At 62.2% G+C, this 23,121-nt stretch carries 28 protein-coding genes; 17 read left to right on the top strand and 11 right to left on the bottom strand.

Annotated elements, in window-relative coordinates:
* Positions 1-26 precede the first annotated feature (26 nt).
* Positions 27-2,165 (top strand): transglycosylase domain-containing protein, encoded by a 2,139-nt coding sequence (locus CVE41_RS11800; protein WP_232725688.1) that lies wholly within the window; start codon positions 27-29, stop codon positions 2,163-2,165.
* Here CVE41_RS11800 and CVE41_RS11805 read toward each other — a convergent pair.
* A complete protein-coding gene (locus tag CVE41_RS11805) occupies positions 2,162-2,578 on the bottom strand; it encodes a PaaI family thioesterase (protein WP_100260835.1) in 417 nt (138 codons plus the stop codon). The two genes, CVE41_RS11800 and CVE41_RS11805, sit on opposite strands and share 4 nt — an antisense overlap.
* Positions 2,571-3,029, bottom strand: coding sequence for a PaaI family thioesterase (locus CVE41_RS11810; RefSeq protein WP_100260836.1), 459 nt, complete (start codon positions 3,027-3,029; stop codon positions 2,571-2,573). The genes CVE41_RS11805 and CVE41_RS11810 overlap by 8 nt, the downstream gene beginning before the upstream one ends.
* Positions 3,030-3,167: 138 nt before the next feature.
* Here CVE41_RS11810 and CVE41_RS14785 point away from each other — a divergent pair, with 138 nt between their 5' ends.
* The 3 genes from CVE41_RS14785 to CVE41_RS11820 are packed head-to-tail and all read left to right on the top strand — an operon-like array spanning position 3,168 to position 5,185.
* Positions 3,168-3,329: a hypothetical protein gene (locus CVE41_RS14785; RefSeq protein WP_198507660.1), complete on the top strand. Its 162-nt coding sequence runs from the start codon at positions 3,168-3,170 to the stop codon at positions 3,327-3,329.
* Positions 3,330-3,344: 15 nt separating this feature from the next.
* Positions 3,345-4,310 (top strand): hypothetical protein, encoded by a 966-nt coding sequence (locus CVE41_RS11815; protein ID WP_100260837.1) that lies wholly within the window; start codon positions 3,345-3,347, stop codon positions 4,308-4,310.
* Positions 4,298-5,185, top strand: coding sequence for a transposase (locus CVE41_RS11820; protein WP_100260838.1), 888 nt, complete (start codon positions 4,298-4,300; stop codon positions 5,183-5,185). Before CVE41_RS11815 ends, CVE41_RS11820 begins: the two co-directional genes overlap by 13 nt.
* A gap of 162 nt (positions 5,186-5,347) precedes the next feature.
* Here CVE41_RS11820 and ruvX read toward each other — a convergent pair whose 3' ends face one another.
* From ruvX to pyrE, 9 genes are read right to left on the bottom strand one after another with little or no spacing between them, the layout of a single operon-like run.
* The gene (ruvX, locus tag CVE41_RS11825) at positions 5,348-5,833 is read right to left on the bottom strand and encodes a Holliday junction resolvase RuvX (RefSeq protein ID WP_100260839.1); all 486 of its coding nucleotides are present in this window, start codon (positions 5,831-5,833) and stop codon (positions 5,348-5,350) included.
* Positions 5,812-7,053 carry a DUF3089 domain-containing protein gene (locus tag CVE41_RS11830; RefSeq protein WP_100260840.1) on the bottom strand — a complete coding sequence of 414 codons (1,242 nt, stop codon included), beginning with the start codon at positions 7,051-7,053 and terminating at the stop codon, positions 5,812-5,814. The genes ruvX and CVE41_RS11830 overlap by 22 nt, the downstream gene beginning before the upstream one ends.
* Before the next feature lies 1 nt (position 7,054).
* Positions 7,055-8,164 carry an AI-2E family transporter gene (locus CVE41_RS11835; protein ID WP_100260841.1) on the bottom strand — a complete coding sequence of 370 codons (1,110 nt, stop codon included), beginning with the start codon at positions 8,162-8,164 and terminating at the stop codon, positions 7,055-7,057.
* On the bottom strand, positions 8,165-9,067 hold the full coding sequence (gene lepB / locus CVE41_RS11840; RefSeq protein ID WP_100260842.1) for a signal peptidase I: 903 nt from the start codon (positions 9,065-9,067) through the stop codon (positions 8,165-8,167).
* Positions 9,025-9,426, bottom strand: coding sequence for a holo-ACP synthase (acpS, locus tag CVE41_RS11845; protein WP_100260843.1), 402 nt, complete (start codon positions 9,424-9,426; stop codon positions 9,025-9,027). Before acpS ends, lepB begins: the two co-directional genes overlap by 43 nt.
* Complete coding sequence (locus tag CVE41_RS11850) at positions 9,423-9,695, bottom strand: pyridoxal phosphate biosynthetic protein (RefSeq protein ID WP_100260844.1); 273 nt, start codon at positions 9,693-9,695, stop codon at positions 9,423-9,425. The genes acpS and CVE41_RS11850 overlap by 4 nt, the downstream gene beginning before the upstream one ends.
* Positions 9,692-10,432 carry a pyridoxine 5'-phosphate synthase gene (locus CVE41_RS11855; protein WP_100260845.1) on the bottom strand — a complete coding sequence of 247 codons (741 nt, stop codon included), beginning with the start codon at positions 10,430-10,432 and terminating at the stop codon, positions 9,692-9,694. Before CVE41_RS11855 ends, CVE41_RS11850 begins: the two co-directional genes overlap by 4 nt.
* Positions 10,429-11,466, bottom strand: a complete 1,038-nt coding sequence (locus CVE41_RS11860) for a serine hydrolase domain-containing protein (protein ID WP_157799499.1) — start codon at positions 11,464-11,466, stop codon at positions 10,429-10,431. Before CVE41_RS11860 ends, CVE41_RS11855 begins: the two co-directional genes overlap by 4 nt.
* Positions 11,463-12,041, bottom strand: a complete 579-nt coding sequence (pyrE, locus tag CVE41_RS11865) for an orotate phosphoribosyltransferase (protein WP_100260847.1) — start codon at positions 12,039-12,041, stop codon at positions 11,463-11,465. Before pyrE ends, CVE41_RS11860 begins: the two co-directional genes overlap by 4 nt.
* 200 nt (positions 12,042-12,241) lie before the next feature.
* On the opposite strand from pyrE, the gene coxB reads away from it, so the two are divergent.
* The 13 genes from coxB (at position 12,242) to CVE41_RS11930 (ending at position 23,110) form a co-directional block, all read left to right on the top strand.
* Positions 12,242-13,318, top strand: a complete 1,077-nt coding sequence (gene coxB / locus CVE41_RS11870; protein WP_232725690.1) for a cytochrome c oxidase subunit II — start codon at positions 12,242-12,244, stop codon at positions 13,316-13,318.
* A gap of 53 nt (positions 13,319-13,371) precedes the next feature.
* Positions 13,372-15,084, top strand: coding sequence for a cytochrome c oxidase subunit I (gene ctaD, locus CVE41_RS11875; protein ID WP_100260849.1), 1,713 nt, complete (start codon positions 13,372-13,374; stop codon positions 15,082-15,084).
* Positions 15,085-15,183: 99 nt separating this feature from the next.
* Entirely contained in the window at positions 15,184-16,143 is a 960-nt protein-coding gene (locus CVE41_RS11880; protein ID WP_232725691.1) for an alpha/beta fold hydrolase, read from the top strand.
* 80 nt (positions 16,144-16,223) lie between these two features.
* Entirely contained in the window at positions 16,224-17,144 is a 921-nt protein-coding gene (locus CVE41_RS11885) for a heme o synthase (protein WP_100260850.1), read from the top strand.
* A 123-nt stretch (positions 17,145-17,267) separates the two neighbouring features.
* Positions 17,268-17,840: a cytochrome c oxidase assembly protein gene (locus CVE41_RS11890; RefSeq protein WP_100260851.1), complete on the top strand. Its 573-nt coding sequence runs from the start codon at positions 17,268-17,270 to the stop codon at positions 17,838-17,840.
* 67 nt (positions 17,841-17,907) lie between these two features.
* The gene (locus CVE41_RS11895) at positions 17,908-18,729 is read left to right on the top strand and encodes a cytochrome c oxidase subunit 3 (RefSeq protein ID WP_100260852.1); all 822 of its coding nucleotides are present in this window, start codon (positions 17,908-17,910) and stop codon (positions 18,727-18,729) included.
* An 85-nt stretch (positions 18,730-18,814) separates the two neighbouring features.
* Positions 18,815-19,393, top strand: coding sequence for an SURF1 family protein (locus tag CVE41_RS11900; RefSeq protein WP_100260853.1), 579 nt, complete (start codon positions 18,815-18,817; stop codon positions 19,391-19,393).
* 51 nt (positions 19,394-19,444) lie between these two features.
* The gene (thrC, locus tag CVE41_RS11905) at positions 19,445-20,836 is read left to right on the top strand and encodes a threonine synthase (RefSeq protein WP_100260854.1); all 1,392 of its coding nucleotides are present in this window, start codon (positions 19,445-19,447) and stop codon (positions 20,834-20,836) included.
* The gene (locus CVE41_RS11910; RefSeq protein WP_100260855.1) at positions 20,836-21,726 is read left to right on the top strand and encodes a class I SAM-dependent methyltransferase; all 891 of its coding nucleotides are present in this window, start codon (positions 20,836-20,838) and stop codon (positions 21,724-21,726) included. Before thrC ends, CVE41_RS11910 begins: the two co-directional genes overlap by 1 nt.
* Positions 21,727-21,734: 8 nt before the next feature.
* Positions 21,735-22,106, top strand: coding sequence for a dihydroneopterin aldolase (locus CVE41_RS11915; RefSeq protein WP_100260856.1), 372 nt, complete (start codon positions 21,735-21,737; stop codon positions 22,104-22,106).
* The gene (locus CVE41_RS11920) at positions 22,106-22,411 is read left to right on the top strand and encodes a Rossmann fold domain-containing protein (RefSeq protein WP_100260857.1); all 306 of its coding nucleotides are present in this window, start codon (positions 22,106-22,108) and stop codon (positions 22,409-22,411) included. The genes CVE41_RS11915 and CVE41_RS11920 overlap by 1 nt, the downstream gene beginning before the upstream one ends.
* Positions 22,408-22,650, top strand: a complete 243-nt coding sequence (locus CVE41_RS11925; RefSeq protein ID WP_100260858.1) for a MoaD/ThiS family protein — start codon at positions 22,408-22,410, stop codon at positions 22,648-22,650. Before CVE41_RS11920 ends, CVE41_RS11925 begins: the two co-directional genes overlap by 4 nt.
* Positions 22,643-23,110, top strand: a complete 468-nt coding sequence (locus CVE41_RS11930; RefSeq protein ID WP_100260859.1) for a molybdenum cofactor biosynthesis protein MoaE — start codon at positions 22,643-22,645, stop codon at positions 23,108-23,110. The genes CVE41_RS11925 and CVE41_RS11930 overlap by 8 nt, the downstream gene beginning before the upstream one ends.
* Positions 23,111-23,121: the final 11 nt, after the last annotated feature.

The following is a 23,121-nucleotide window of genomic DNA, read 5'->3' on the forward strand; positions in this document are numbered from 1 at the left end:
TTCGCAGACGGCGCGGCGAACCGGCGATGACTTCGCATCGCGGCTTCTATTCGCTGCACGACGGGTTCGACGACGATGCCTGGGATTCGCGCTGGGACGATCTCGACGATGCGCTCGCCCGCGAAGAGAAGAAGCGCCTTCGCCCCTGGCAACGGGAGTATTGGCGCGGTCGCCGCAAGCGCTGGTGGGTCGTACGCGCAATCGCCGCGATCCTGGCACTTTTCATAATCCTTGTCGGCTGGCTGGCGATAACTGCGCCGCTGGGCAAATCGCTAGAGCCGATCGCACCGCCACAGATTACCCTGCTTGCTGCCGACGGGACGCCGATTGCCCGCAATGGCGCAATTACCGACGAGCCGGTCGATGTCGACCGCCTGCCGGCCCACGTCGTTCAGGCATTCCTCGCGATCGAGGATCGCCGGTTCTACAGCCATTGGGGTGTCGATCCGCGAGGCATCGCGCGTGCTGCCGTAACCGGCACCGGCGGGGGCAGCACGATCACCCAGCAGCTCGCCAAGTTCACTTTCCTCACTCCCGAGCGCACGCTGACTCGTAAGGCCCGCGAGGCGATGATCGCCTTCTGGTTGGAAAGCTGGCTGACGAAGGACGAGATTCTCGAACGCTACCTGTCCAACGCCTATTTCGGCGACAATGTTTACGGTCTGCGCGCAGCAAGCCTGCATTATTTCTATCGCCAGCCGGAAAACCTGCGGCCGAACCAGGCGGCAATGCTCGCGGGGCTATTGCAGGCGCCCAGCGCCTATGCACCGACCCGCCATTACGATCGCGCCGAAAAGCGCATGCGCCTGGTCATCCAGTCGATGGTTGCGGCGGGGTACATCACCGAGGCGCAGGCGCGGGCAATGAAGTCTCCCGCGCTCGACGTGCGCATGAAGAGCGACCTTCCGACCGGCACCTATTTCGCCGACTGGGCCCTTCCCGAAGCACGCCGTTTGACCGAAACCGGTTATTCCCGCCTGACGTTGACCACCACGCTGGACAGCCGGCTCCAGAACATTGCGCGTAATGTGACCAGCCGTGTGCCCCTGGGCGGAGCGCAGGTGGCACTCGTCGCCATGCGTACTAATGGTGAAGTCGTGGCGATGATCGGCGGCAAGGACTACGCGACTTCTCCGTTCAACCGGGCAACGCAGGCCGAGCGCCAGTCGGGATCGACGATCAAGACCTTCGTTTACCTCGCCGCGCTGCGCGACGGGTGGAGCCCGGACGACACGATCGACAACACCGAGATTACCGAGGGCAGCTATCGCCCGCGCAATGCCAATGGTCGCTACTCTCCTACGATCACCCTGCGCGATGCTCTGGCCCAGTCCAGCAATGTCGCGACCCTGCGCCTATTCAACGAGGTGGGGTCGGAAAAGGTCATCGAGACGGTCCGCGATTTCGGGATCACCGGTGACTTCACTCCCGGCGATCCCAGCATCGCGCTCGGCTCCACCAGCATGAACCTGCTCGAGCTGACCGCGGCCTATGCGGGGATTGCGGCGAATTCATTCCCGGTGAAACCGCACGCCTTTGCCCAGGAAGAGCGGAACTGGTTCCAGCGCATGTGGGACGGCAACGACAGCCTGAGCAGTTCGACGCATGGCGAAATCGAGGACATGTTGCGAGCCGTCATCAACAAGGGGACCGGGCGCCGGGCCATGCTGTCCGGACCGAATTTCGGCAAGACCGGCACCAGCCAGGACAACCGCGACGCCCTCTTCGTGGGCTATGCGGGCGACCTGGTCGTCGGTGTGTGGATCGGCAATGACGACAACTCTTCGCTCAATGGAATTTCTGGCGGCGGATTGCCCGCGCAAATCTGGCGGAATTTCATGACGCAGGCGCTGGGTGCATCGGCTGCACCGGATCGTGCGGGACCGCGCTCCAACGAGGATCCGGGCGGACCAGTCGAACCGCTCGACGTGCCCGACCTGGAGGATATTCCCTTGGGCGATGGCAATTCGCGCTTGCGGATTCGCGACGGCGAGGCGGTTTTCTCGACCGAGATCGAGGGCATTCCGGTCGATATTCGGATTGGAGACGAAGGCGTTTCCATTTCCGAAGAGGCGATCGAAGAAGCGCGGCGCAGGGCCGAAGAGCAACGTAACCAGGCGGTTCGCGAGGAGCTCGAACGGCGAGGCGCTCTCGATCCCAATTAGTCCTGCGCCGGCTCCGCCATCAGGACATTCATGACTGCGGTTGCGATGGGGCGCTTGGGATCGTCCTGCCACGCCTCGACCGTGATGTTCGCGCTGCGGCGACCAAGCTTGGTGACGCGACCTCTGGCGTAACTCTCGCGGCTCTTGCCCGCCGACAGATATTGCACGGTGATGTTGATCGGCTTGAGCACCGCCTCCCGGTCCTTCTGCGCCAATAGGGCCCGCAGGGCCGCATAGCCTGCAGTCTCCAGCAGCCCACCGGTTGCCCCGCCATGGTAATGCTCGGGCCGTCCTTCGACTGCCTCGACGAAGTCCACGCGCATGATCGGCGTGCCGCCGTCCCATTCCGCCAGTTTTATGCCGAGCGAGCGGGCATAAGGGGTAAGGACGCTGATGTCGGGATGCTCAGCCACCGGGCACCTCCCGCGTGTCGGCTCCGCCGATCTTCATGAAGACGCCCTGGATATGGGCGACGGGGTCATCGACGTCGCCGTCATGGGCAAGCCCCCTGACGAAGGCGGCGCTGCGAGTCAGGCGATAACATTGTGAACGACCGAAAACCGATGCGCCTTCGCGTGCAGGGCGAACGTAATCGACCCTGAGATCGAGCGTAGCGATCGGTTCGAACCGGTTCATCGTTTTCCAGATCGCCAGGCCGCTTGCCATGTCCATGAGGCTCATGATCGGGCCCGAAGCGAGAACTTGCTGTCCTTCCTCGCCGAGCAGGTCCGTGCGCCATGGGAGGGTGAGTTCAACCCAATCTTCGCCGTGGTCGGAATAGGCCAGTCCCAGCCAGCCGGAATGCCCCCTGCTGGTGAGGAATGGCGTGGCCGCGCGTGGATCGAAAGTCTCTGTCTTGGTCATGGTTCGGGGCGGCGATAGCGCCGGGTTCCCGCAAGTTACAGCCTTTTAATTCGATCCCCGCCCCGCAACGCGCCAGCCAGTGCCGGCGCGGCGAAAGCACGGCACCGACGCCATGCTCCGCGCAACAGGGAGCACACAATGGATCTTCCCAAGATCGATATTTCCAGCCTGCCGGGCCTCGACACGGTTACCGGTCTCTTCGGCAGCCTTTCCGCCAATGGCGGTCCGACCGTGGACGATCGCGTGGTCGTGATCATGGTCTACGTCTACGAGACCGTAGAGCCGGAAACTTTCTTCTAAGGTCGGGCAGACGCAGTGAGGATCGATCCGAAATTGCGCGCGCTGCGAGGTGATTCCGCTTCGCAGCGCAACGCGCAGTTAGCTCTCGAACAGGTTCGCGACGAATGGCGCAGCGGTGAGGCATTCAATGCGCTCGGCGAGCTTGAAGCCTACGGGGACGGCGCGTCGCTGGATGATTGCCCGACCCTGGAGGCACTCTTCGGCGATGGCTCAAAAGCGCATGATCTGGTGACGGCACTGATGCAGCCGATGCTGGCCTGTCTGGCCAAGAACCCGACGGGCCAGGTCCCAATCCGTCATCAGCATTCGGATGGTCTAAGCGTGCTTCAACTCGCCCAGTCCGGCCGTGCGGCGCTGACGTTGTTGCTGTACACCGAGCTGGGCGGTGCCGAGGCGAAGTCCGCCTGTTTTGCAGGTGGTGAGCGGCACGAGGCCGTGCTGGCGGGCAGTGCCGACATTCGTTTTCTCGAATTACTCGAAGAGCGGCGGGACAGAGCGGCGATCGATTGCGACACCCGCCGGATTACCGCTGGCGAGGTGATGCATTTCGCCGGGCGTAACAACACGAAATCCATTTTGAGGGTGCATGGCCGGTTGGCGGTCCTGCGCCTGTCGAGGACGGACGAGGTGCCCGGCGACGCCTGCGAATATGCGCTGGACGATGGCCGCCTGCTGCACCGGGCGAGCGGTTCGCGTCATGAAAGCGGTCTTGAAATGAAAGCGGCCTTGCTGGGGCGCATGGGGCGGCGCGATGCGGCTCCGGTCCTTGCCCGGCTCAGCCGCGAGGGCAGCGATCATGCCCGCTGGCAGGCGCTGCGCGAATGCCTCGCGCTCGACAGTGGACTTGGGTTCGCCGCGCTCACCCGGATGGCCAGCGACCCTGGCGATCCCCTCGCTACGACGGCAGGGACACTGCGCGCGCAGCTGCTCGAAACTTATCCCCAGTTAGCCTCACAGGAGCTTGCCGAATGCCCCGCGTAATCGATGTAGTCGACACTCAATCGCACGCTCTTGGAGAGTGCATCGAAATGCTGTCGGGAGGCTTCGATCCCGAAGACGAGTGCAGCCTTTCGAATGCTTCGCTTGCTTTGCGGCGGCTCGCCAATGACCGCAATTTTCTCGGCGACCTTCTGATCGAACAGCTCAAGCAGAACCATCGCGAAGGCGGCCACGAAAGCGGTTATGGACCACAGGCGATTGTCCTGTCGCCGAACATGGGCAGTTTCTTCCTGCGCGCGAATATCTGGCCCAGTGAAGACGAGGCCTGCTTCAAGGCCAACGGAGCGAAGGCTTTCGTCTACGGAATTCCGCACGACCACAATTTCAGCTTTCTGACGGCAGGCTATTTCGGACCCGGCTATCTGAGCGATTACTACGAATACGACTACGAAAGCGTGGCGGGATATAAGGGCGAAAAGGCAGGGCTGAGGTTTGTCGAGCGGTCCGCCCTGACCGAAGGCAAGCTGATGCTCTACCGCGCCCACCGCGACGTGCACGCCCAACTGCCGCCGAAAAGCCTTTCGGTCTCGCTTAACGTGATGCACGTCGATCCTGCGAAGGGCTGGTGTGACCAGTACGGCTTCGATCTCGAGAACGAGACCGTTACGGGCATTCTCAACCCCACGTCGACCGAGTGCTTCCTGCGCTGCGCCATCGGAATCGGAACCGAAGAAGCGCTGGATTTCGCGGAATGGGTAGGCAGGTCGCACCCAAGCGACAGGATGAGTCTCGCCAGCTATGAAGCGCGTAGCGGCTTGCTGGACAAGGCTGACCAGGATTTCCTGTGGCGGCGGGCAGAGCAGAGCGGTAGCATAATGCTTGCGGCCGAAGCAGCTTCGCGAAGAGCTGCGCTCTAGGAGCTTTCTACCAAAGGGTTCGGATTGTCAGGACGAAGAGCACGGCGATGACGGCGAAGGCAAGCAGGCGTAAAATTCTGCGACGTCGGCTCGCCCTGATTTTCGTATTACCTTCGTAGACGTCGAACACGTCGAACAATCCCAGCATTTGCGACCCTCTCCCTAAAAACCCCCTCCCGCCAGCGCGTCTATGGCGCCTTGCAGGATGACCGCTGCCGCGTGGGCATCGATACGTTCGGCGCGCTTTGCCCGGCTCATGTCCTGTCCGATCATCGCGGCCTCCGCACTCGCGGTCGACCAGCGTTCGTCCCACAGCAGCACGGGTAAGTCCAGCGCGGTCGCAATGTTCCGTGCATAAGCCCGGCTGGCCTGGGCGCGCGGCCCTTCCTTGCCGTCCATATTGCGAGGCAATCCGATGACCACGCCCCGGACCGCGCGGTCCTTCACGATTTCGCGCAGTTTTCCGCAGTCCTGGGTGAACTTGCCCCGAGGCAGGGTCTTGCCGGCGGTGGCAAAGCGCCATCCGGCATCGCACGTCGCAACGCCAATTGTCTTCGTCCCGAGGTCGAGCGCGAGGAGAACCCCGCCGTCAGGCAGCAGGTCGCCGAATTCGAGCCGGTTGTCGGTTACGATTGCCGCGTTGCCCATGTGCGAACCCGGTTGAGGACATCTTCCTGCAAGTTCTTCCAGAACAAGGGGATGTCGTAGACGTGATAATTGCCGCCCGGCAACACGCCTGGGCCGAGATCGGGCGCGTCGCCGATACGCAAGATGCCCGCTTCATCGCAGCGCGCGGGCACCGCTCCCGGGACCAGTTCGGCGGAACTCATGTCCGCGCTTGGCTTGAGCGTTCCGAGATTATCGGCAGCAGGTGCCGAGCCGCCCGTCATTCCAGTCAGCGGATTGACGCACAGTACCATGTCGTCCTGGCCACGCGGCTTACCGTCAAGGCCGGGAAGCGCGCTGTATCTCTGGAGCAATTGCCCCGGATCGCCATCGTCAGTGAAGCTGATGTAGGATACGACGCAGCTCGCCTGTTCGCCCGTTGCGCAGGCCGGATAGGGGAGCGACGGCAGGTCGTGTTCGACCGAAATCGGCCAGCCCGGAACGTAGACTGCGGCGATCCTGTCGCGCAGGGACGTGTCGGCAACCTCGTCGCGCAGAAGGCGCAGGATATGGACGGAGCCCTGGCTGTGGCCCGCCAGTACGATCGGCTTGTCGGCATCCACGCTATCGAGGAAATAGGCGAACGCCTGAGCGATGTCGGCATAGGCGGCATCGATTGCGCGGCTCGCCTCGTCCTTTTCGGTCAGGAACGCGCCCACGGCAGCCTGCCTGTATTTTGGCGCCCAAATCTCCTCAGCGCGGTTGAAGGGACTTGCGAGGCCCCTGAGGAATACGCGCGCGAGCCGGTCGGTCTCGGCATCGTCCAGCGGCGCATTCCATTCGCCCAGCGCGCCCTTGGTGTAGCTGGTGGGCGGTACGAAGAAGACGGCGAAGGACGGCGTCTCGCTGGCGTCGGCAGCTTCACCGCGCGCCGAACCCACGGTGGCGAAAGGCGCGGGTCCGTCTATGCTCCGTTCGGCGGCGGGAGCTTCGGGCGACGGCGCGCGGGTTGCGGGATCGGCTGCTATCTGCGCAATGGCGGGTTGGTAGCGCGCCGGATCGTCGGTCCCGATACCGGGCCTCGAATACCACATGGCTGGATCTTCATAGGCGTTGGCGGCGAGCGCTTCCTGCTCGACGAATTCGCCCCGCGGGACGAAAGCGATCTCTGTCGCCTCGCGCCCATAGATCGCTAGCGCGATTGCGCCGACGATGATTATCGCGATGATGATAGCCACGAAATAGAGGAATTTGCGTGCCATTTCAGGCCTCTGCCTCCGTCATCTCTTCGTTTTCGTCAAGCTTTGCCAAACGCTCCGAACGGCGTTCCAGCGCGACTTTCATCATCGCCAGCATCGGGTCGGCCAACGCCAGACCAAGAATACCGAAGAGCACCCCGAAAATCAGCTGGGCCGACAGGACGAGGCCCGGCGCAAGATCGACCGTCTTCTTGGCGATCATGGGGACCAGGATATAGCCGTCGAAGTTCTGTACGAGGAAATAGACGAAGATCGTATAGAGCCCCATGTCCACGCCGCCGGAGAACCCGACCAGCACCATCAGGACGCCCGAGATGATCGCGCCGATATTCGGAATGAAGGCCAGCAGTCCGGTCAGCAGGCCGAGCAGGGCGGCCATCGGCACCCCGTAGAGCGCGAGCAAGGCCCAGGTGAAGATACCCTCTGCGACCATGCCGACCAGCCGTCCGGCGAGCAGCCTGCGCATCGTATAGGCCTGGTAGCTGAGCGTATCGTAGAACGCCTCGCGCTTGTTCGCCGGGACCATCCAGGCGACGCCGCGCTCGTAGATGCGCGGGTCGATGGCGAAATAGATGCCGATGATGATGATCAGCAGGAGGGTGGTCACGCCCCCGAAGAGGCCGCCGATGGCGCGAGTGACCGTGCCGACCCCGCTGACGAGGTTGCCGATCATCGACTGGATGTCCTCGGTCCGCACGGCAAAGCCCTTGCCGCGCAGATATTCCAGGAAACGCTCCAGCTGCATTTCGATTATCGAAGGGAACTCGGCCGCCTGCTGCGAGATCTGCGAGCCTGCAAAATAGACCAGCCAGACCAGGAAGGCGGTCGCCAGCACGAGGACAATGGCCACGCGCCAGTTGCGGCCGATGGGAAGGGCGCGACCCAGGAGACGCGAGCCGCCGTCGATCAGGGCTGCAAAAACCATCGCGCCGAAAATGACCAGCAGCGATTGGGAAAGGTGGACTGCAAGTGCGATCAGGCCGATGACGAGGCCCCAGGTCAATGCCCGGGCCGCTTCGAACCTCAGGCGCGGATCGCCGATACGCGTGGGGCTGGCGCCGGGCTTGTCGTCCTCTACCGCCAGGTCGGATTGCGCGGCTTTGTTTTCAGGCATTTATCCTTCGGGCTCCTGCGCTATGGCAGGGCGCAGAGTGGTCCAGGAACGCCCTTCGCGCAAGCTGGTAAACCAGGTCACGGGGTTGAGTGAAGTCGTGCCGTCGAGCGAGAAGGTGATGAATTCCGCGCGTCCGCCGATATTTTCGAGCGGTACGGGGCCGAGGAGTCCGCGCGAGGAGTTGAGTTCGCGGCTGTCGGAGGAATGGTCGCGATTGTCGCCCATTACGAAAACTTCGCCTGCCGGAATGGTCATTGGTCCGAAATTGTCGAGCTGTGTGCGCGTGTGGTCGATGACGAGATAATTCGCCCCGTTCGGCAGCGTCTCGCGTAGGACCGGGACGCGGCAAACGGGCGTGCCGTCGTCGTCGGTCACCAGGAAGCTCGGATCGCCGAAGCCCCAGCAGGTGGAATTGGCATCGACCGGCAGGTCGCGCGCAGGCTCCACCTCCTGCGGCACGGGCGTACCGTTCAATTCGATGCGCCCGTTGACGACCGCGATCGTATCGCCGGGCAGGCCGACGACGCGCTTGATGTAATCCTCGTCACGCTCCGGGTGCACTGGAATGACGATATCCCCGTATTCGGGCGTCGATCCTGCAACCCGCCAGTCGCCCCGCGGCGCAAGGTGGAAGCTGACCGAAGACCAGTTCCAGCCATAAGGGTACTTGCTCACCACTAGTCGGTCCCCGACCAGCAGGTTGGGCAGCATCGATTCGGACGGGATGTAGAACGGCTTCGCAATGAAGCTGTGGAAGGCGAAGACGGCGAGCAGCATCAGCGCCAGGCCGCGGATTTCCGCGAACCAGTTTACCTTCTCGTCTTTTTCTTTTGATCTGGTCACGGCCGGTGTGTCGATACTCAAGCGGGATAGGCCTCGATGATGACGAAGGCCTGTGCCCATGGATGGTCGTCGGTGAGGGTGAGATGAATGCGCGGCTCATGGCCGTGCGGGACCATTTCGGCAAGCCTTTGTGCCGCGCCGCCCTCCAGCGCCAGGGTAGGGGCGCCCGAAGGGGCGTTCACAACGCCGATATGCTTCATGAAGACACCGCGCCGAAAGCCGGTCCCGACCGCTTTGGAGAAAGCTTCCTTTGCGGCAAAGCGCTTCGCGTAAGTGCCGGCGATGGTGAAGGGGCGCCGTCTGGCCTTCGCACGCTCGATCTCGGTGAAGACGCGCAGTTCGAACCGTTCGCCATAGCGGTCGAGCGAATTCTGGATACGCTCGATATTGCACAGGTCGGAGCCCATTCCGATGATCATGCTGCCCTCGAAATCATGACGATAAGGATGATCAGCATCATCCAGTGAATGAAGACCTGGCTCTTGACCAGGGGGTGGTCGATCTCGCCCTTTGAGCGTTTGAACGCGCCAGCATAGCCGATCACTTGGATGATCGGCCAGCCGATCGCAAATGCGAGCGCAGTCTCTTGCGAGACCGCGAAAGCCAGCAGTCCGATGCTCAAGAGGAATGGGATGACGCCTGCGAGCGCCCAAAGCTGTTCCTTGCCGGACAGCGCGGCCTTGCTCACCGAGCTTCGTCCATCAATTCACGCATATGGCGTACCGCGCTTTCCAGACCGACGAAGACCGCTTCGCCCACCAAATAGTGCCCGATGTTGAGTTCGGCGATCTGGGGAATGGCGGCGATTGGCTGGACGTTCTCGTAAGTGAGGCCGTGCCCCGCATGGGGCTCGATCCCGTTCTTGGCAGCCAGCGCGGCCATATCGGCAATGCGCTTAAATTCGCGGGCCATCTTCTCGCTGTCGCCATCGAGATGGGCGTGCGCATATTCGCCGGTGTGGAATTCCACCACCTCGACGCCAAGCTTTAGTGCGGCATCCAGCTGGCGCTCGTCAGCCTCGATGAACAACGACACGCGGATGCCGTTGTCCTTCAGCTTCCAGACGATCGGCGCCAGCGTATTGTGCTGGCCGGCAGCGTCGAGACCGCCTTCGGTCGTCCGCTCCTCGCGCTTTTCCGGGACAATACAGGCGGCATGCGGTTTGTGGGCCAGCGCGATCTCGAGCATTTCCTCGGTCGCTGCCATTTCAAGGTTGAGGGGGAGGTCGGTGGCCTCCTGGATGCGCCTGAGGTCGTCATCGCGGATGTGACGCCGGTCTTCGCGAAGGTGGGCGGTGATCCCGTCGCCGCCGACGCTCGCCACGATCTTGGCAGCGCGCACCGGATCGGGATGGTCGCCGCCGCGCGCATTGCGGATGGTGGCGACGTGGTCGATGTTTACGCCGAGGCGTAGGGGACGGGTCATATTGAACACACCGCTGCAGAAAGAAGTTCGTAGCTGAGTCCCTCGCGGCTCCACGGTTCGCCGAAGGAATAATCGTCTTCGCTTTGCCCGATGAAGGTGACGATGGCTATATCGCGTTCCGGAATGATGAAGTTGCGGGCCTGGTAACCGCCGATCGCGCCGCGCCGTTCGATGATCCGGACTGGCTCGGCGCAACCATCAAGAGGGAGGGTGCTTTCCCATTGGCCGAGAGCGACGTAGCCAAGCTCTGGCACTCCGTCCCACATTTCTTCGCGCGCGGATCGCGAGAGCAGGTGCCCGGCCATCAACGCCCTGTCGAATGCAATCAGGTCGCGAGTGGTGCCAGCCAATGCGCCTGACGCTCCGTAATTGGCGATCTCGCTTGCCGGGGTGCCTTTCGCGCTGGGAGCCAGCTGTGTTTCGGCGGTGACGAACCCGGCTTCCATCATGCCGGAGGGCTCTGCAATTCGCTCGGCAAAAAGGCTCGCCAGATCCAGCCCGGTAACCCGTTCGAGCACTTTGCCGACGATCAGCGTGTCGCAGTTCGTATAGTTGAAATCTCCGCCCGCCGCCTGCGTTCGACGATCAACGCATACCATTGGGTCGAGCGGGGTCGACGGGTCGATTACGAAGCCTGCATCGTCTTCGGGATCGTAGAGGCCGGACTGGTGACGCAGCAGTTGTCGAAGACTCGGAGCGGCTGGGCCGCTATCAGGCCACTCGGAAAGGTACCTGCTGACAGGAACGTCGAGCGAAATCCTGCCATGCTCGACTTCCTGCATCACAAGCGTGGCAACCATTTGCTTGGTCACCGACGCCCACGGCCAGAGATTTCCCCTGCCCATTGCCGCTCCGTCCAGGGGGCCGCCGGAAATGCGCAGTTCGCCATCGAATGCATAGGTATCGACGATCGGCTGCAGGCGGTCCTTGGTCAGCAGCGATGCAGAGGGTGAGGATGTGCTATATACCAACCCGTCTGGCGGCGGGCAGCCGGTCAGCATGACCGCAGCCAGTGCCGCCAATACTGCTCTCACTTGCGACTGCCTGGCTTGGTGATCTCGATTGCGGCCAAATCTTCCGGAACCTCGCTCTCGTCATAGGTCGGGAAGTTGATATCGATGAGCGGGAAGAACGGCACGCCCAGATCGGCAGAGCCATTGCTGCGGTCGACCAGCGATACCTCGGCGATCACTTCTCCGCCCTCGCGTCCCACGGCGGCAATAGCTTCCCGGCTCGAAAGACCTGTAGTTACCACATCTTCGACCATCAGCACCTTTGCACCCGGTTCGATGCGGAACCCGCGGCGCAGGTGGAATTCGCCTTCGGGCCGTTCGAGGAACATCGCGTCCTTGCCCAGCGCGCGTCCCATTTCCTGGCCGATGATGATGCCGCCCATTGCGGGGCTGACGACCACGTCGATTTCGTTGCGCATCTCGCGCGGGATTTTTTGGGCCAGGGCTCGTGCCAGCCTGCCGGCCCGATCGGGGTTCATCAGCACCCGCGCGCATTGCAGGTAATGCCCGCTGTGCTTGCCGCTCGATAGCTTGAAATGGCCTTCGAGCAGGGCTTCGCTGGCGCGGAATTCGGAGAGGATTTCATCTTCTGTCATGTCGCCTTGGCTCAAAGCGCGTCCGGCTCGATTGCGCAAGAGGCAATGCAGGATGCACATTTTTCTGCCCCCAGCGCTTGAGGCATTCGCGATGTCTATCTATAGGGCGGCCCAACCGGGCCCTCGTTGCAGGGTCGCTAGCCCGTGCGCCGAAGGTACTTTTTCGGCCTACACAGCGAGGTTCAGGCCCGGACGATGACATGACACGAAAGAGTGCCAAGACGATGAAATTCCTCGGTTTCCACCGGATTGTCGCCAGCCTGGTAATGGCCTTCGCCCTGGTCTTCGGATCGCACGCCGCCATTGCGCAGGATGCAGCCGAAGCTACCGCCACCGAACAGCTCGAATCTGTCGATCCGGCAGAGGCAGCGGACGTTGCCGATCCGGGTGCCGTTACGGAAGGTAGCGGGGCCTACACGCCGATGAAACCGACCGAAGGTATCGGTATGCCGGTTGATGCCGGTGTCGACATCCAGCAGCAGTTCTCGGAAACCGGCGAATTCGCATATGGCCTGCACGTCGGCCTGATCTGGGTAATGGTCGCGATCAGCCTCTTCGTCCTGGTGCTGATGCTTTACACCATGTTCCGTTTCCGCCGCTCGGCAAATCCGACGCCGTCGAAGACCAGCCACAACACGCTGATCGAAGTCGTCTGGACAGTCGTTCCGGCACTCATCCTGCTTGCCATCGCGATCCCCTCGATCACGCTGATCGCCAAGCAGTACGAGCCGATCCCCAAGGATGCCATCACCATCAAGGCGACCGGCTACCAGTGGTATTGGGGCTACACATACCCCGACAATGGCGAATTCGAGATCATCTCGAACATGCTTGACGATGCCGAGGCGGAAGCCCGCGGTGAACCGACGCAGCTTGCCGTCGACAATCGCATGGTCGTACCGGTCGGCGTTCCGATCCGTATGCAGATCACTGCTGCCGACGTGATCCACTCGTTCGCCGTGCCGAGCCTGTGGTTCAAGCTCGACGCCGTCCCGGGTCGTCTCAACGAGAAGATCCTGATGGTCGAAAAGCCGGGCGTTTATTACGGCCAGTGTTCCGAGCTGTGCGGCGCCCGTCACGCTTATATGCCGATCACCGTTGAAGCGCTCCCGCTCGAGCAGTATAACCAGTGGGTCCTCGCACAGGGCGGCACGATTGCCGGCGCCGAAGAAACCGGCGATCTGGATGCAGAGCTCGCTCCGCTCCAGGAACCTGAAAGCACTGTAGAAGGTGCTGTCGGTGCCGGTGAATTCCCGGTCGAAAATCCGACCACCTGATTACGCCTCAGATTTCAGTCCGCTGACGAAAACGCATTCGAGAGTATAGCAAGATGGCCACTACCGCCGACAGCTTCCAGGCCCACGACGACCACCACGCACACGATGCCGACCACAAGCCCGGCTTCTTCGCGCGCTGGTTCATGTCCACGAACCACAAGGACATCGGTACGCTCTACCTGATCTTCGCGATCTTCGCGGGTATCGTTGGTGGCGCGATTTCGGGCATCATGCGTGCCGAGCTCGCCGAACCCGGCATCCAGTACCTCCAGTATTGGGCGCAATTGATGGGCGGCGCAGCCGATATCGACAGCGCGCTTCACATGTGGAACGTGTTCATCACTGCTCACGGCCTGATCATGGTCTTCTTCATGGTCATGCCCGCGATGATCGGTGGCTTCGGCAACTGGTTCGTCCCGCTGATGATCGGTGCGCCCGACATGGCGTTCCCGCGCATGAACAACATCTCGTTCTGGCTGACGGTGGCAGGCTTCCTGTCGCTGATGTTCTCGCTCTTCGTGCCCGGCGGTATCGGGCCGGGCGCTGGCGTGGGCTGGACGGTATACGCACCGCTTTCGACCTCGGGCTCGACCGGTCCGGCAGTCGATTTCGCAATCTTCTCGCTGCACCTTGCGGGCGCAGGCTCGATCCTGGGTGCCACGAACTTCATTACCACCATTTTCAACATGCGTGCGCCGGGCATGACCCTGCACAAGATGCCGCTGTTCGTATGGTCGGTGCTGGTCACCGCATTCCTGCTGCTGCTGGCCCTGCCGGTTCTCGCGGCGGCAATCACGATGCTGATTACCGATCGTAACTTCGGCACGACCTTCTTCGACCCCGCAGGTGGTGGCGACCCGATCCTTTACCAGCACCTGTTCTGGTTCTTCGGTCACCCCGAAGTGTACATCATGATCCTGCCTGGCTTCGGCATGATTTCGCAGATCGTGGCGACCTTCAGCCGCAAGCCGGTCTTCGGCTATCTCGGCATGGCCTACGCCATGGTCGCGATTGGTGTCGTCGGCTTCGTCGTGTGGGCCCACCACATGTACACCGTCGGCCTCGACGTGAACACGAAGATGTACTTCACCGCAGCGACCATGGTCATCGCGGTCCCGACCGGCGTGAAGATCTTCAGCTGGATCGCCACGATGTGGGGCGGCTCGATCGAGTTCAAGTCGCCGATGGTCTGGGCGCTGGGCTTCATCTTCCTGTTCACCGTGGGCGGCGTCACCGGCGTCTACCTCGCCAATGGCGGCGTGGACGATGTCGTGCACGACACCTACTTCGTGGTTGCCCACTTCCACTACGTGCTGTCGATGGGCGCCGTGTTCTCGATGTTCGCCGGTTTCTACTACTGGTTCCCGAAGATGAGCGGCCGGATGCACTCCGAACTGCTCTCGCACCTGCACTTCTGGGGCTTCTTCATCGGCGTGAACGTGATCTTCTTCCCGCAGCACTTCCTGGGCTGGCAGGGCATGCCGCGCCGTTATCCGGACTACGCGGACGCCTACACCTACTGGAACGAGATCAGCACCCTCGGGTACACGATCATGGCTGCATCGATGGTCCTGTTCTTCGTGAACATCATCTATGCCTTCGTCGCCGGCAAGAAGGCCGAAGACAACTATTGGGGCGAGGGTGCAACCACGCTCGAGTGGACGCTGTCGAGCCCGCCGCCGTTCCACCAGTTCAGCGAACTGCCGGTGATCGAAGAGCACCACGATCACCACGACCACATGCCGCGCGGCGCGAAGCCCGCCTGAACGGCCCAGTCCCGACCAAACGGTTAGTCCACTGGACAATGACAAGCGGCCGGTCCCATGAGGGATCGGCCGTTTTGTTTTGCGCGAAGGAAAGCCCGAATGCCTGAAATGCGGATGATCGATGTCGGAGAGCTGAGCCTGCGTTGTGCGCTCGAGGGCGACGGTCCGCTCGTCATCATGGTGCATGGCTTTCCGGAAAGCTGGTACAGCTGGCGGCACCAGATCGCTCCGATCGCCGAGGCGGGATTCACAGCCTGTGCCATCGACGTTCGCGGTTATGGTGGCTCGGACAAGCCGCACCCGGTCGAAGCTTATGCGCTCGAACGGATTGTCGGGGACCTCGTCGGCCTGAAGATGGCCCTGCGACCGGACCAGCCGGCGATCCTGATCGGGCATGACTGGGGCGCGCCCATCGTCTGGAATACCGCGCTTACCCATCCCGAACATTTCCGCGCAGTCGCGGGCCTCTCTGTCCCGTTTGCGGGAGTGCCCCAGCGCCCCTTTACCGAGGTGTTTCACGAGCACTTCACATCCCAGGGAAAGTACTTCTACCAAGAGTATTTCCAGGCCGAGGGTGTGGCCGAAGCCGAGGCCGAGAAGGACCCGCGCGACTGGGTGCACCGGATGATGTACTCGATCAGCGGCGATGTCCCGGCGGGCAGCTATTGGGACAAGCCCTATGGCGCGACCTTCCTCGAGGGGCTTCCCGACCCGCTACCTGTGCCCTGGCTCACCGACGAGGACCTCGACTTCTACGAGGCGGAATTCAAGGCGTCGGGCTTTCGCGGCCCGCTCAACCGGTATCGCAATCACGAACGGGATTTCGAATGGTTGCAGGGCTGGAACGGCAAGCGGATCGAGCAGCCATCGCTGTTCATCGGCGGCACCCGTGATCCGGCAACCTTCCTCTTCGGCGCGGTCACCGACCCGGTCGGCATGATGAAGTTCTTCGCGCCGAAGATCGAAGGGCACATACTCGAAAACGTTGGCCATTGGACGCAGCAGGAACGCCCTGAAGAGGTGAACCGATTGCTGCTCGAATGGCTTTCGAAGCTGTGACCGAGCAGGCCGGCGCATGTCTTCCCGAGACGGCTTGGACAGGGCCTCGTAACAAGGTATAGGCGGCGCCAGCGAATCCCATGACTGAAGCAGCCCCCACAACCCAGCTCCCGGCGGACTGGCGCGATTTTTACGCGCTGACCAAGCCACGCGTGATGAGCCTCGTGATCTTCACGGGCCTGTGCGGCCTGCTGGCTGCGCCTGGAAGCATCAATCCGGTGATCGGTTTTACCGCCATCCTGTGTATCGCACTCGGCGCGGGCGGTGCGGCCGCTCTCAACCAGTGGTGGGAAGCGGACATCGACGCGGAAATGAAGCGCACTTCGCAGCGTCCTTTGCCGACTGGCAAGATGCAGCGCACCGACGCCCGGGACTTCGGCATCCTGATATCCGCCGCCTCCGTGGTCATCATGGGCCTTGCGGTAAATTGGCTGTCGGCGGCGATACTGGCGCTGTCCATCGTCTATTATGCGGTGATCTACACTATCTGGCTGAAGCCGCGCACGCCGCAGAATATCGTTATCGGAGGCGGGGCAGGGGCCTTTCCGCCGCTGATCGGCTGGGTTGCCGTAACTGGCGATATTACCCTGATGCCGGTCCTGCTTTTCGCGATTATCTTCACCTGGACGCCGCCGCATTTCTGGGCGCTCGCCCTGTTCGTGCAGAGCGATTACGCAAAGGTCGGAATTCCGATGATGCCGGTGGTCAAAGGCGCCAAATCGACGCGTCGCCAGATCCTGGCTTATTCGGTCTTTCTCCTCCCGGTTGCCATCGCGCCGTGGCTCATCGGCGGGACAGGCGCGATCTACGGGATTTCGGCCAGCATTCTGTCGGTGGGCTTTCTGGCGCTCTCCTTCCCCGTCGCATTCCGCGAGCCGGATGAAGGGGACAAGATGCTCCCGGAAAAGCGCCTTTTCGGCTATAGCATCTTATACCTCTTCGCCCTTTTCGCGGTGCTGGTCGTGGATCGCATCGCCGCCCAATACGGAGCCGCCCTATGACCCCCGAAGAAGAAGCCGAATTCAAGCGCCGCCAGAAGAGCCGGAATCTCGTCCTCGGCGGGATCCTTCTGTTTCTCGCAGTGCTTTTCTACATGATCACGATCGTGAGGATGTGAGGATAAGGTGACTGCTGCAACGCTCGAAACACGCAAGACCCGCACAGCGCTGCTGGCCCTGCTGGGCGCCGCCGCCATGCTCGGCCTCGGTTACGCTGCGGTGCCGCTTTACGAATTGTTCTGCCAGGTCACCGGCTTCGGCGGAACGACGCAGCGCGCCACGGAAAGTGAAGCCAGCCTAGCCGAGCGGATGGGCCAGGCTGCCGGTGGCAAGCAGATTTCGATCCGGTTCGACGGTTCCGTCGCACCGGGCCTCGGCTGGGACTTCAAGCCGGAACAGCCGACGGACACGGTAACCATCGGTCAGCGCGACATGGCGATATACGTTGCAAGGAACAATTCCGACAAGCCGGTCACCGGCACGGCGACATTCAACGTCATGCCGGTCCAGGCGGGCGCATATTTCAACAAGATCCAGTGCTTCTGCTTTACCGAGCAGACGCTCCAGCCAGGACAGGAAGTCCGCATGCCGGTGCTGTATTTCGTCGATCCCAAGGCGCTGGACGATCCCAACATGGAAGGTGTCGAACAGATCACGCTTTCCTATACTTTCCACCGCGCGATAGATTCTGCAGAGTAGACCCTAGACCCGCGCGCCATGGCGCTTTAAGGGCAGCGCGATAACGCGAATACAGGACGCGAGTATAATGGCTGGCAACGTCAATCACGAATATCATATCCTCGAACCCGATATCTGGCCGCTGATCGGCTCGCTGTCGGCGCTTACTTTCACCAGCGGCATGGTTCTCTTCATGCACGAAATGGCCAGCGCGCACCTTGTGCTCGGTCTCGGCATCGCTGGCCTGATCGCCACGTTCTTCGCGTGGTTCAGCAACATCGTGAAGGAAGCAGAGCGCGGCGATCACACGCCGGTCGTCCAGCTGCACATGCGTTACGGCATGATCTTGTTCATCGCTTCGGAAGTGATGTTCTTCGTCGGCTGGTTCTGGAGCTGGTTCGATTTCGCACTGTTCCCCTCGGAAATCTCCGAAGTGGTGGGCGGCGTCTGGCCCCCGGCGGCGATCGAAGAAGTCATTAATCCCTTCAGCCTCCCGCTGCTGAACACCATGATCCTGCTCTGCTCGGGCACCACGGTTACCTGGGCGCACCACTCGCTGATCCACGGTGACCGCGAAGGCCTGAAGAAGGGCCTGTGGCTCACTGTCATCCTCGGTACTGTCTTTACCCTGATCCAGGCTTACGAGTATGGCGTCGCGCCGTTCGCCTTCGGCGGCAACACGTACAGCTCGGCCTTCTACATGGCGACCGGCTTCCACGGCTTCCACGTGCTCGTCGGCACGATCTTCCTGATCGTCTGCCTCGTGCGCACCTACAAGGGCCACTTCACGCCCCGCCAGCACTTCGGTTTCGAAGCGGCTGCATGGTACTGGCACTTCGTCGACGTCGTGTGGCTCTTCCTCTTCGCTGTAGTCTACGTCTGGGGCGGCTGGGGAGCCGAATTCCACTAATGCCTTCCGGCTTGCCGGATATTGAAAGGGGCAGCCCGGCATTGCCGCGGCTGCCCCTTTCGCTTTCGATCGAGACAATGACACCATGACCACCCGCATTCCCATCATTCCTACGATAATCGTGGCAGGAGCCATTGCCGTGATGATCGCGCTCGGCTTCTGGCAGTTGGGCCGGATGGACGAGAAGGAGGCGCTCATTGTGCAGGCGGAGCAATCGCTGCGCATGTCGTCGGAGGTCGGATACCCGGACGATGCAGCAGGCATCGAGGATGTGCTCTACCGCAGGACCACGGTTACCTGCCAGGATGTGACGAACACCACGACCGTGGCTGGTACCGATAGCCGCGGAGCAAAGGGCATGGCGCACAGGGCGAGTTGCGTCCTGGCAGATGGCCGGACCATAATTGTCGATCTCGGTTTTTCGCGCAGCCCGCAACCGGTCGAATGGGAAGGCGGCGAAGTACGCGGTACGATTGCGCCCGGCGGACGTGTGGTGTCTGCAGAAGGTCTGGCAGGCCTCGAACCGCTGGCCAGCCCCGATCCGCGAAACCTCCCCAACAACCACCTCGCTTATGCCGGACAGTGGTTCTTCTTCGCGCTCACTGCGCTGGTGATCTACATCCTTGCCCTGCGTCGGCGTGGCACACGCGCTAAAGACGAATAAAGACCCGCTTGCTTGCCCGGTGGGCGGCACCTCGCTAACCGCCTTCTCACGATGAAATACGTCTCCACCCGCGGCAGCGCTCCGACGCTCGATTTTGCAGGCGTCACCCTGGCAGGCCTTGCCAGCGATGGCGGCCTTTACGTGCCCGAAGAGTGGCCCCGGTTCACCCAGGACCAGATCGCCGATATGCGCGGTCTTCCGTATGCCGAAGTGGCCGCCCGCGTGATGGAGCCCTTTGTCGGCGATTGCCTGACGCCTGAGCGCCTGCGTGAACTCACGGCGAAGGCATACGGCCGCTTCGCTCACAAGGCAGTCACACCTCTGGTACAACTGGACGAGCAGCATTGGGTGCTCGAGCTGTTCCACGGTCCGACGCTGGCCTTCAAGGACGTGGCGTTGCAGATGCTTGGCCTGCTGTTCGAAGAATTCCTGGCACGGGAAGAGGGCAGCCTTACCATCGTCGGCGCGACGAGCGGCGATACCGGCAGCGCCGCGATCGATGCGGTTGCAGGGCTCGACAATGTCGAGATCTTCATGCTGCACCCCAAGGGCAGGGTCAGCGACGTCCAGCGCCGCCAGATGACCACGGTGCGCGCGCCCAACGTCCACAACATCGCCATCGATGGCAGTTTCGACGATGCGCAGGCAATGGTGAAGCGCATCTTTGCCGATGCCGACGTCACGGCCAAGCACCGGATCGGTGCGGTCAACTCGATCAACTGGGCCAGGCTGATGGCGCAGGTGGTTTATTACTTCACCTCCGCGCTTCAGCTGGGCGGGCCGGAGCGCAAGGTCGCTTTCAGCGTGCCGACCGGGAATTTTGGCGATGTCTTCGCAGGCCACGTGGCGGCGCAGATGGGGCTGCCGATCGAAAAGCTTCTGGTCGCCACCAATGTGAACGACATCCTGCATCGCGCGCTGGCGGACGGCGATTATTCGACCGGCACCGTGACCGCCACCGCTGCGCCCAGCATGGACATCCAGGTCAGCTCCAATTTCGAACGCCTCCTGTTTGACGTCGGCGGGCGCGATGGCCTTGCGATGGCCGACCAGATGGCGGCCTTCGATGCGCAAAAGGCGATGCGGCTTACCAATGCGCAGCGCGAAGGCGCGGCTTCCCTGTTCACGAGCGCTCGCGCCGATGCGGACGACATGGCGCAGGCCATGCGTTGGGCTTTCGAGCAGTGCGATGAAATGCTCGATCCGCATACCGCTATCGGCCTTCACGCGGCTCGCACCGCACGGATCGATCCAACGGTGCCAGTCGTGACGCTCGCGACGGCTCATCCGGCCAAGTTCCCCGATGCCGTCGAACGGGCGACCGGGCTGCGTCCGCCCCTGCCGTCTCGCGTAGGCGACCTGTTCGCGCGCGAGGAAAGCTATGTGGAATTGCCCGGCACCTACGAGGCCGTGCGTGCCCACATCCTGGAGCACGCGGCCTGATGGCCGACCTTGTGCGCGATCCGATGCTTATGGTCGGGGAGGGCTGGGATGCCTATCGCCTGCTCGACAGCGGGCATGGCCGCAAACTGGAAAGCTTCGGCGATTACAGTTTCATCCGCCCCGAACCGCAGGCCATGTGGTCGCCGCGTAGCGACGACTGGCGGGCCGACGGGGAATTCATTCCCGGCGCCGACGAGGATGGCGGCGGTCGCTGGCACTTGAACGACAGCCTGCCCGAAGCGGGCTGGACCCTCGGCTATGACGAGGTGCGTTTTACCGCCCAGCCGACGCCGTTTCGCCACCTGCAATTCTTCCCCGACATGGCGCCGGTGTGGGACTGGATGCGTAAGCAGCTCGACGGGCGCACCGATGCGGAGACCATGAACCTGTTCGGCTACACCGGCGTCGGTTCGCTCGCGCTCAGCCGCCACGGCCGGGTGACGCATGTCGATGCTAGCAAGAAATCGGTTGCGCAGGCCCGCGAGAACGCGGCGCTTTCCGGCATGGAAGATCGCCCGATCCGCTGGCTGGTCGACGATGCGATGAAGTTCGCCGCACGCGAGGTTCGCCGGAAAAATCGCTACGACGGCATCATTCTCGATCCGCCGAAATTCGGCCGCGGCCCGAAGAACGAAACCTGGCGACTTGAAGACGGCCTTCCCGAACTGGTTTCCGACTGCCGCAAACTGCTGGACGAAAACAGCCGCTTCCTGTTCCTGACGGTCTATGCCGTCCGAATGAGCAGCCTCGCGCTTGGCGGACTTCTGGAAGAGGTGTTCGCCGACCTGCCCGGCAAGATAGAACATGGCGACCTTGCGGTACGCGAAACCGGCGAGAACGGACGGCATTTGCCCACCGCGATCTTCGCACGCTGGTCCAATCCGGGTTAGGGGGACCCATGAACGATTCGCTGATCCTCGAAGTTGCGGACTTCGAACATGACGTCCTCACCGGCATCTATTCGGAAGAGACGGGCAAGCCGCAGCCGCTGCGCTTCACGATCCAGGTCCGGATGAAGCCGCTTGCGCATTACGATGCGGACACGCCGCTCGACGATTCCAAGAACTACATGGATCTCAAGTTCGCCGCTTCGGAAGCCCTGCCGGAGGGAGTACATTTCAAGCTGATCGAGGCGGTCGCAGACCATGTTTGCGAAACGCTGTTCCTGCAGGACAAGCGCGTCGAGGCCGTGACGGTGAAGATCGTCAAGCTGGCGATTGCAGAAGCGGGCGAGAAAATCGGGATCACGCTCCATCGCGAGCGCCGCTGATGAAGCGGATCGAGGTCGAGGGACTGCCGGAAGAACCGCTCGCCGCGGCGGGACTGTTTCACCAGAATTGGCTCGACCCGATAGAGCGCGCGCTGTCGAACGGGCAGGACGTTGTCATAACCATGCCGCCCGCCGATCACACGCACGGCGAATGGCGCAGTGCTGCAGCAGCCATGTTGGCGCGCAAACACACGCCGCAGCGCGCAAATGTCGTCGCAGGTGAGGGCGCTGCACTCGACGGCATCGTCGCGTATCTCGAACGAGCCCCGGGCGTGACCGGACATTATCTAGAGGCGTCGCAGTGAGCGTACGGATCCTCTTCCTCGGGCCTCTGCGGGATCTGGCAGGTCAGGATGAGATGCAGGTCGAGGCGCCACTCGACTGGAATGGTCTTCTCGAGGCAGTTGGGACTCCAGTCTCTGCGCAATTGCGGGAAGAGCGGGTCAATGTTGCCTGCAAGGGCCTTGTGCTCGCCGACAAGACTACTCTGCTGGCGGAGGATGGCGACGAAGTCGCGCTGCTCCCCCCGGTGAGCGGTGGCTAGGCTCGCGCTTTCTTCCCCCCATGACATCCGCCTACTCGATCGGGGGCTGTCTGTTGGCGAGGCGCTTGCGGCTTTCAACGCCCTTTATCCCGATGCTGGAGGCACGGCATCGTTTCTCGGCAAGGTGCGCACGGATAGCGATGTAAAGGCGCTGGAACTCAGCCATTACGAGCCGCTCACCCTGCCGGGCATGGAAGAACTTGCTCGAACCGCCTTGCAGCGCTTCGATCTTGCAGGAGTGCTTGCCTGGCACCGGGTAGGGGTGATGACGCCGGGCCAGCCGATCGTGCTGGTGGCGGCAGCAGCGTCTCATCGCCGCGCGGCATTCGATGCGGTCGATTTTCTTATGGACCACCTGAAATCCGCATCCTGGTTCTGGAAACGCGAGCGAAGGGGAGATGGCTGGCACTGGATCGAACCGCGTGAGCAAGACCACAGCGATCTCGATCGCTGGAAATAATCTCGCTGAAT

The organism is Qipengyuania seohaensis, from assembly GCF_002795865.1.
Lineage (GTDB): Bacteria > Pseudomonadota > Alphaproteobacteria > Sphingomonadales > Sphingomonadaceae > Qipengyuania > Qipengyuania seohaensis.

Coding starts and splice junctions, on each gene's coding strand:
- CVE41_RS11800 (WP_232725688.1), top strand. CDS start 27: ATGACTTCGCATCGCGGCTTCTATTCGCTGCACGACGGGTTCGACGAC.
- CVE41_RS11810 (WP_100260836.1), bottom strand. CDS start 3,029: ATGACCAAGACAGAGACTTTCGATCCACGCGCGGCCACGCCATTCCTC.
- CVE41_RS14785 (WP_198507660.1), top strand. CDS start 3,168: ATGGATCTTCCCAAGATCGATATTTCCAGCCTGCCGGGCCTCGACACG.
- CVE41_RS11820 (WP_100260838.1), top strand. CDS start 4,298: ATGCCCCGCGTAATCGATGTAGTCGACACTCAATCGCACGCTCTTGGA.
- ruvX (WP_100260839.1), bottom strand. CDS start 5,833: ATGGGCAACGCGGCAATCGTAACCGACAACCGGCTCGAATTCGGCGAC.
- CVE41_RS11830 (WP_100260840.1), bottom strand. CDS start 7,053: ATGGCACGCAAATTCCTCTATTTCGTGGCTATCATCATCGCGATAATC.
- CVE41_RS11835 (WP_100260841.1), bottom strand. CDS start 8,164: ATGCCTGAAAACAAAGCCGCGCAATCCGACCTGGCGGTAGAGGACGAC.
- lepB (WP_100260842.1), bottom strand. CDS start 9,067: ATGGGCACAGGCCTTCGTCATCATCGAGGCCTATCCCGCTTGAGTATC.
- acpS (WP_100260843.1), bottom strand. CDS start 9,426: ATGATCATCGGAATGGGCTCCGACCTGTGCAATATCGAGCGTATCCAG.
- CVE41_RS11855 (WP_100260845.1), bottom strand. CDS start 10,432: ATGACCCGTCCCCTACGCCTCGGCGTAAACATCGACCACGTCGCCACC.
- pyrE (WP_100260847.1), bottom strand. CDS start 12,041: ATGACAGAAGATGAAATCCTCTCCGAATTCCGCGCCAGCGAAGCCCTG.
- coxB (WP_232725690.1), top strand. CDS start 12,242: ATGACACGAAAGAGTGCCAAGACGATGAAATTCCTCGGTTTCCACCGG.
- ctaD (WP_100260849.1), top strand. CDS start 13,372: ATGGCCACTACCGCCGACAGCTTCCAGGCCCACGACGACCACCACGCA.
- CVE41_RS11880 (WP_232725691.1), top strand. CDS start 15,184: ATGCCTGAAATGCGGATGATCGATGTCGGAGAGCTGAGCCTGCGTTGT.
- CVE41_RS11885 (WP_100260850.1), top strand. CDS start 16,224: ATGACTGAAGCAGCCCCCACAACCCAGCTCCCGGCGGACTGGCGCGAT.
- CVE41_RS11895 (WP_100260852.1), top strand. CDS start 17,908: ATGGCTGGCAACGTCAATCACGAATATCATATCCTCGAACCCGATATC.
- CVE41_RS11900 (WP_100260853.1), top strand. CDS start 18,815: ATGACCACCCGCATTCCCATCATTCCTACGATAATCGTGGCAGGAGCC.
- thrC (WP_100260854.1), top strand. CDS start 19,445: ATGAAATACGTCTCCACCCGCGGCAGCGCTCCGACGCTCGATTTTGCA.
- CVE41_RS11910 (WP_100260855.1), top strand. CDS start 20,836: ATGGCCGACCTTGTGCGCGATCCGATGCTTATGGTCGGGGAGGGCTGG.
- CVE41_RS11915 (WP_100260856.1), top strand. CDS start 21,735: ATGAACGATTCGCTGATCCTCGAAGTTGCGGACTTCGAACATGACGTC.
- CVE41_RS11920 (WP_100260857.1), top strand. CDS start 22,106: ATGAAGCGGATCGAGGTCGAGGGACTGCCGGAAGAACCGCTCGCCGCG.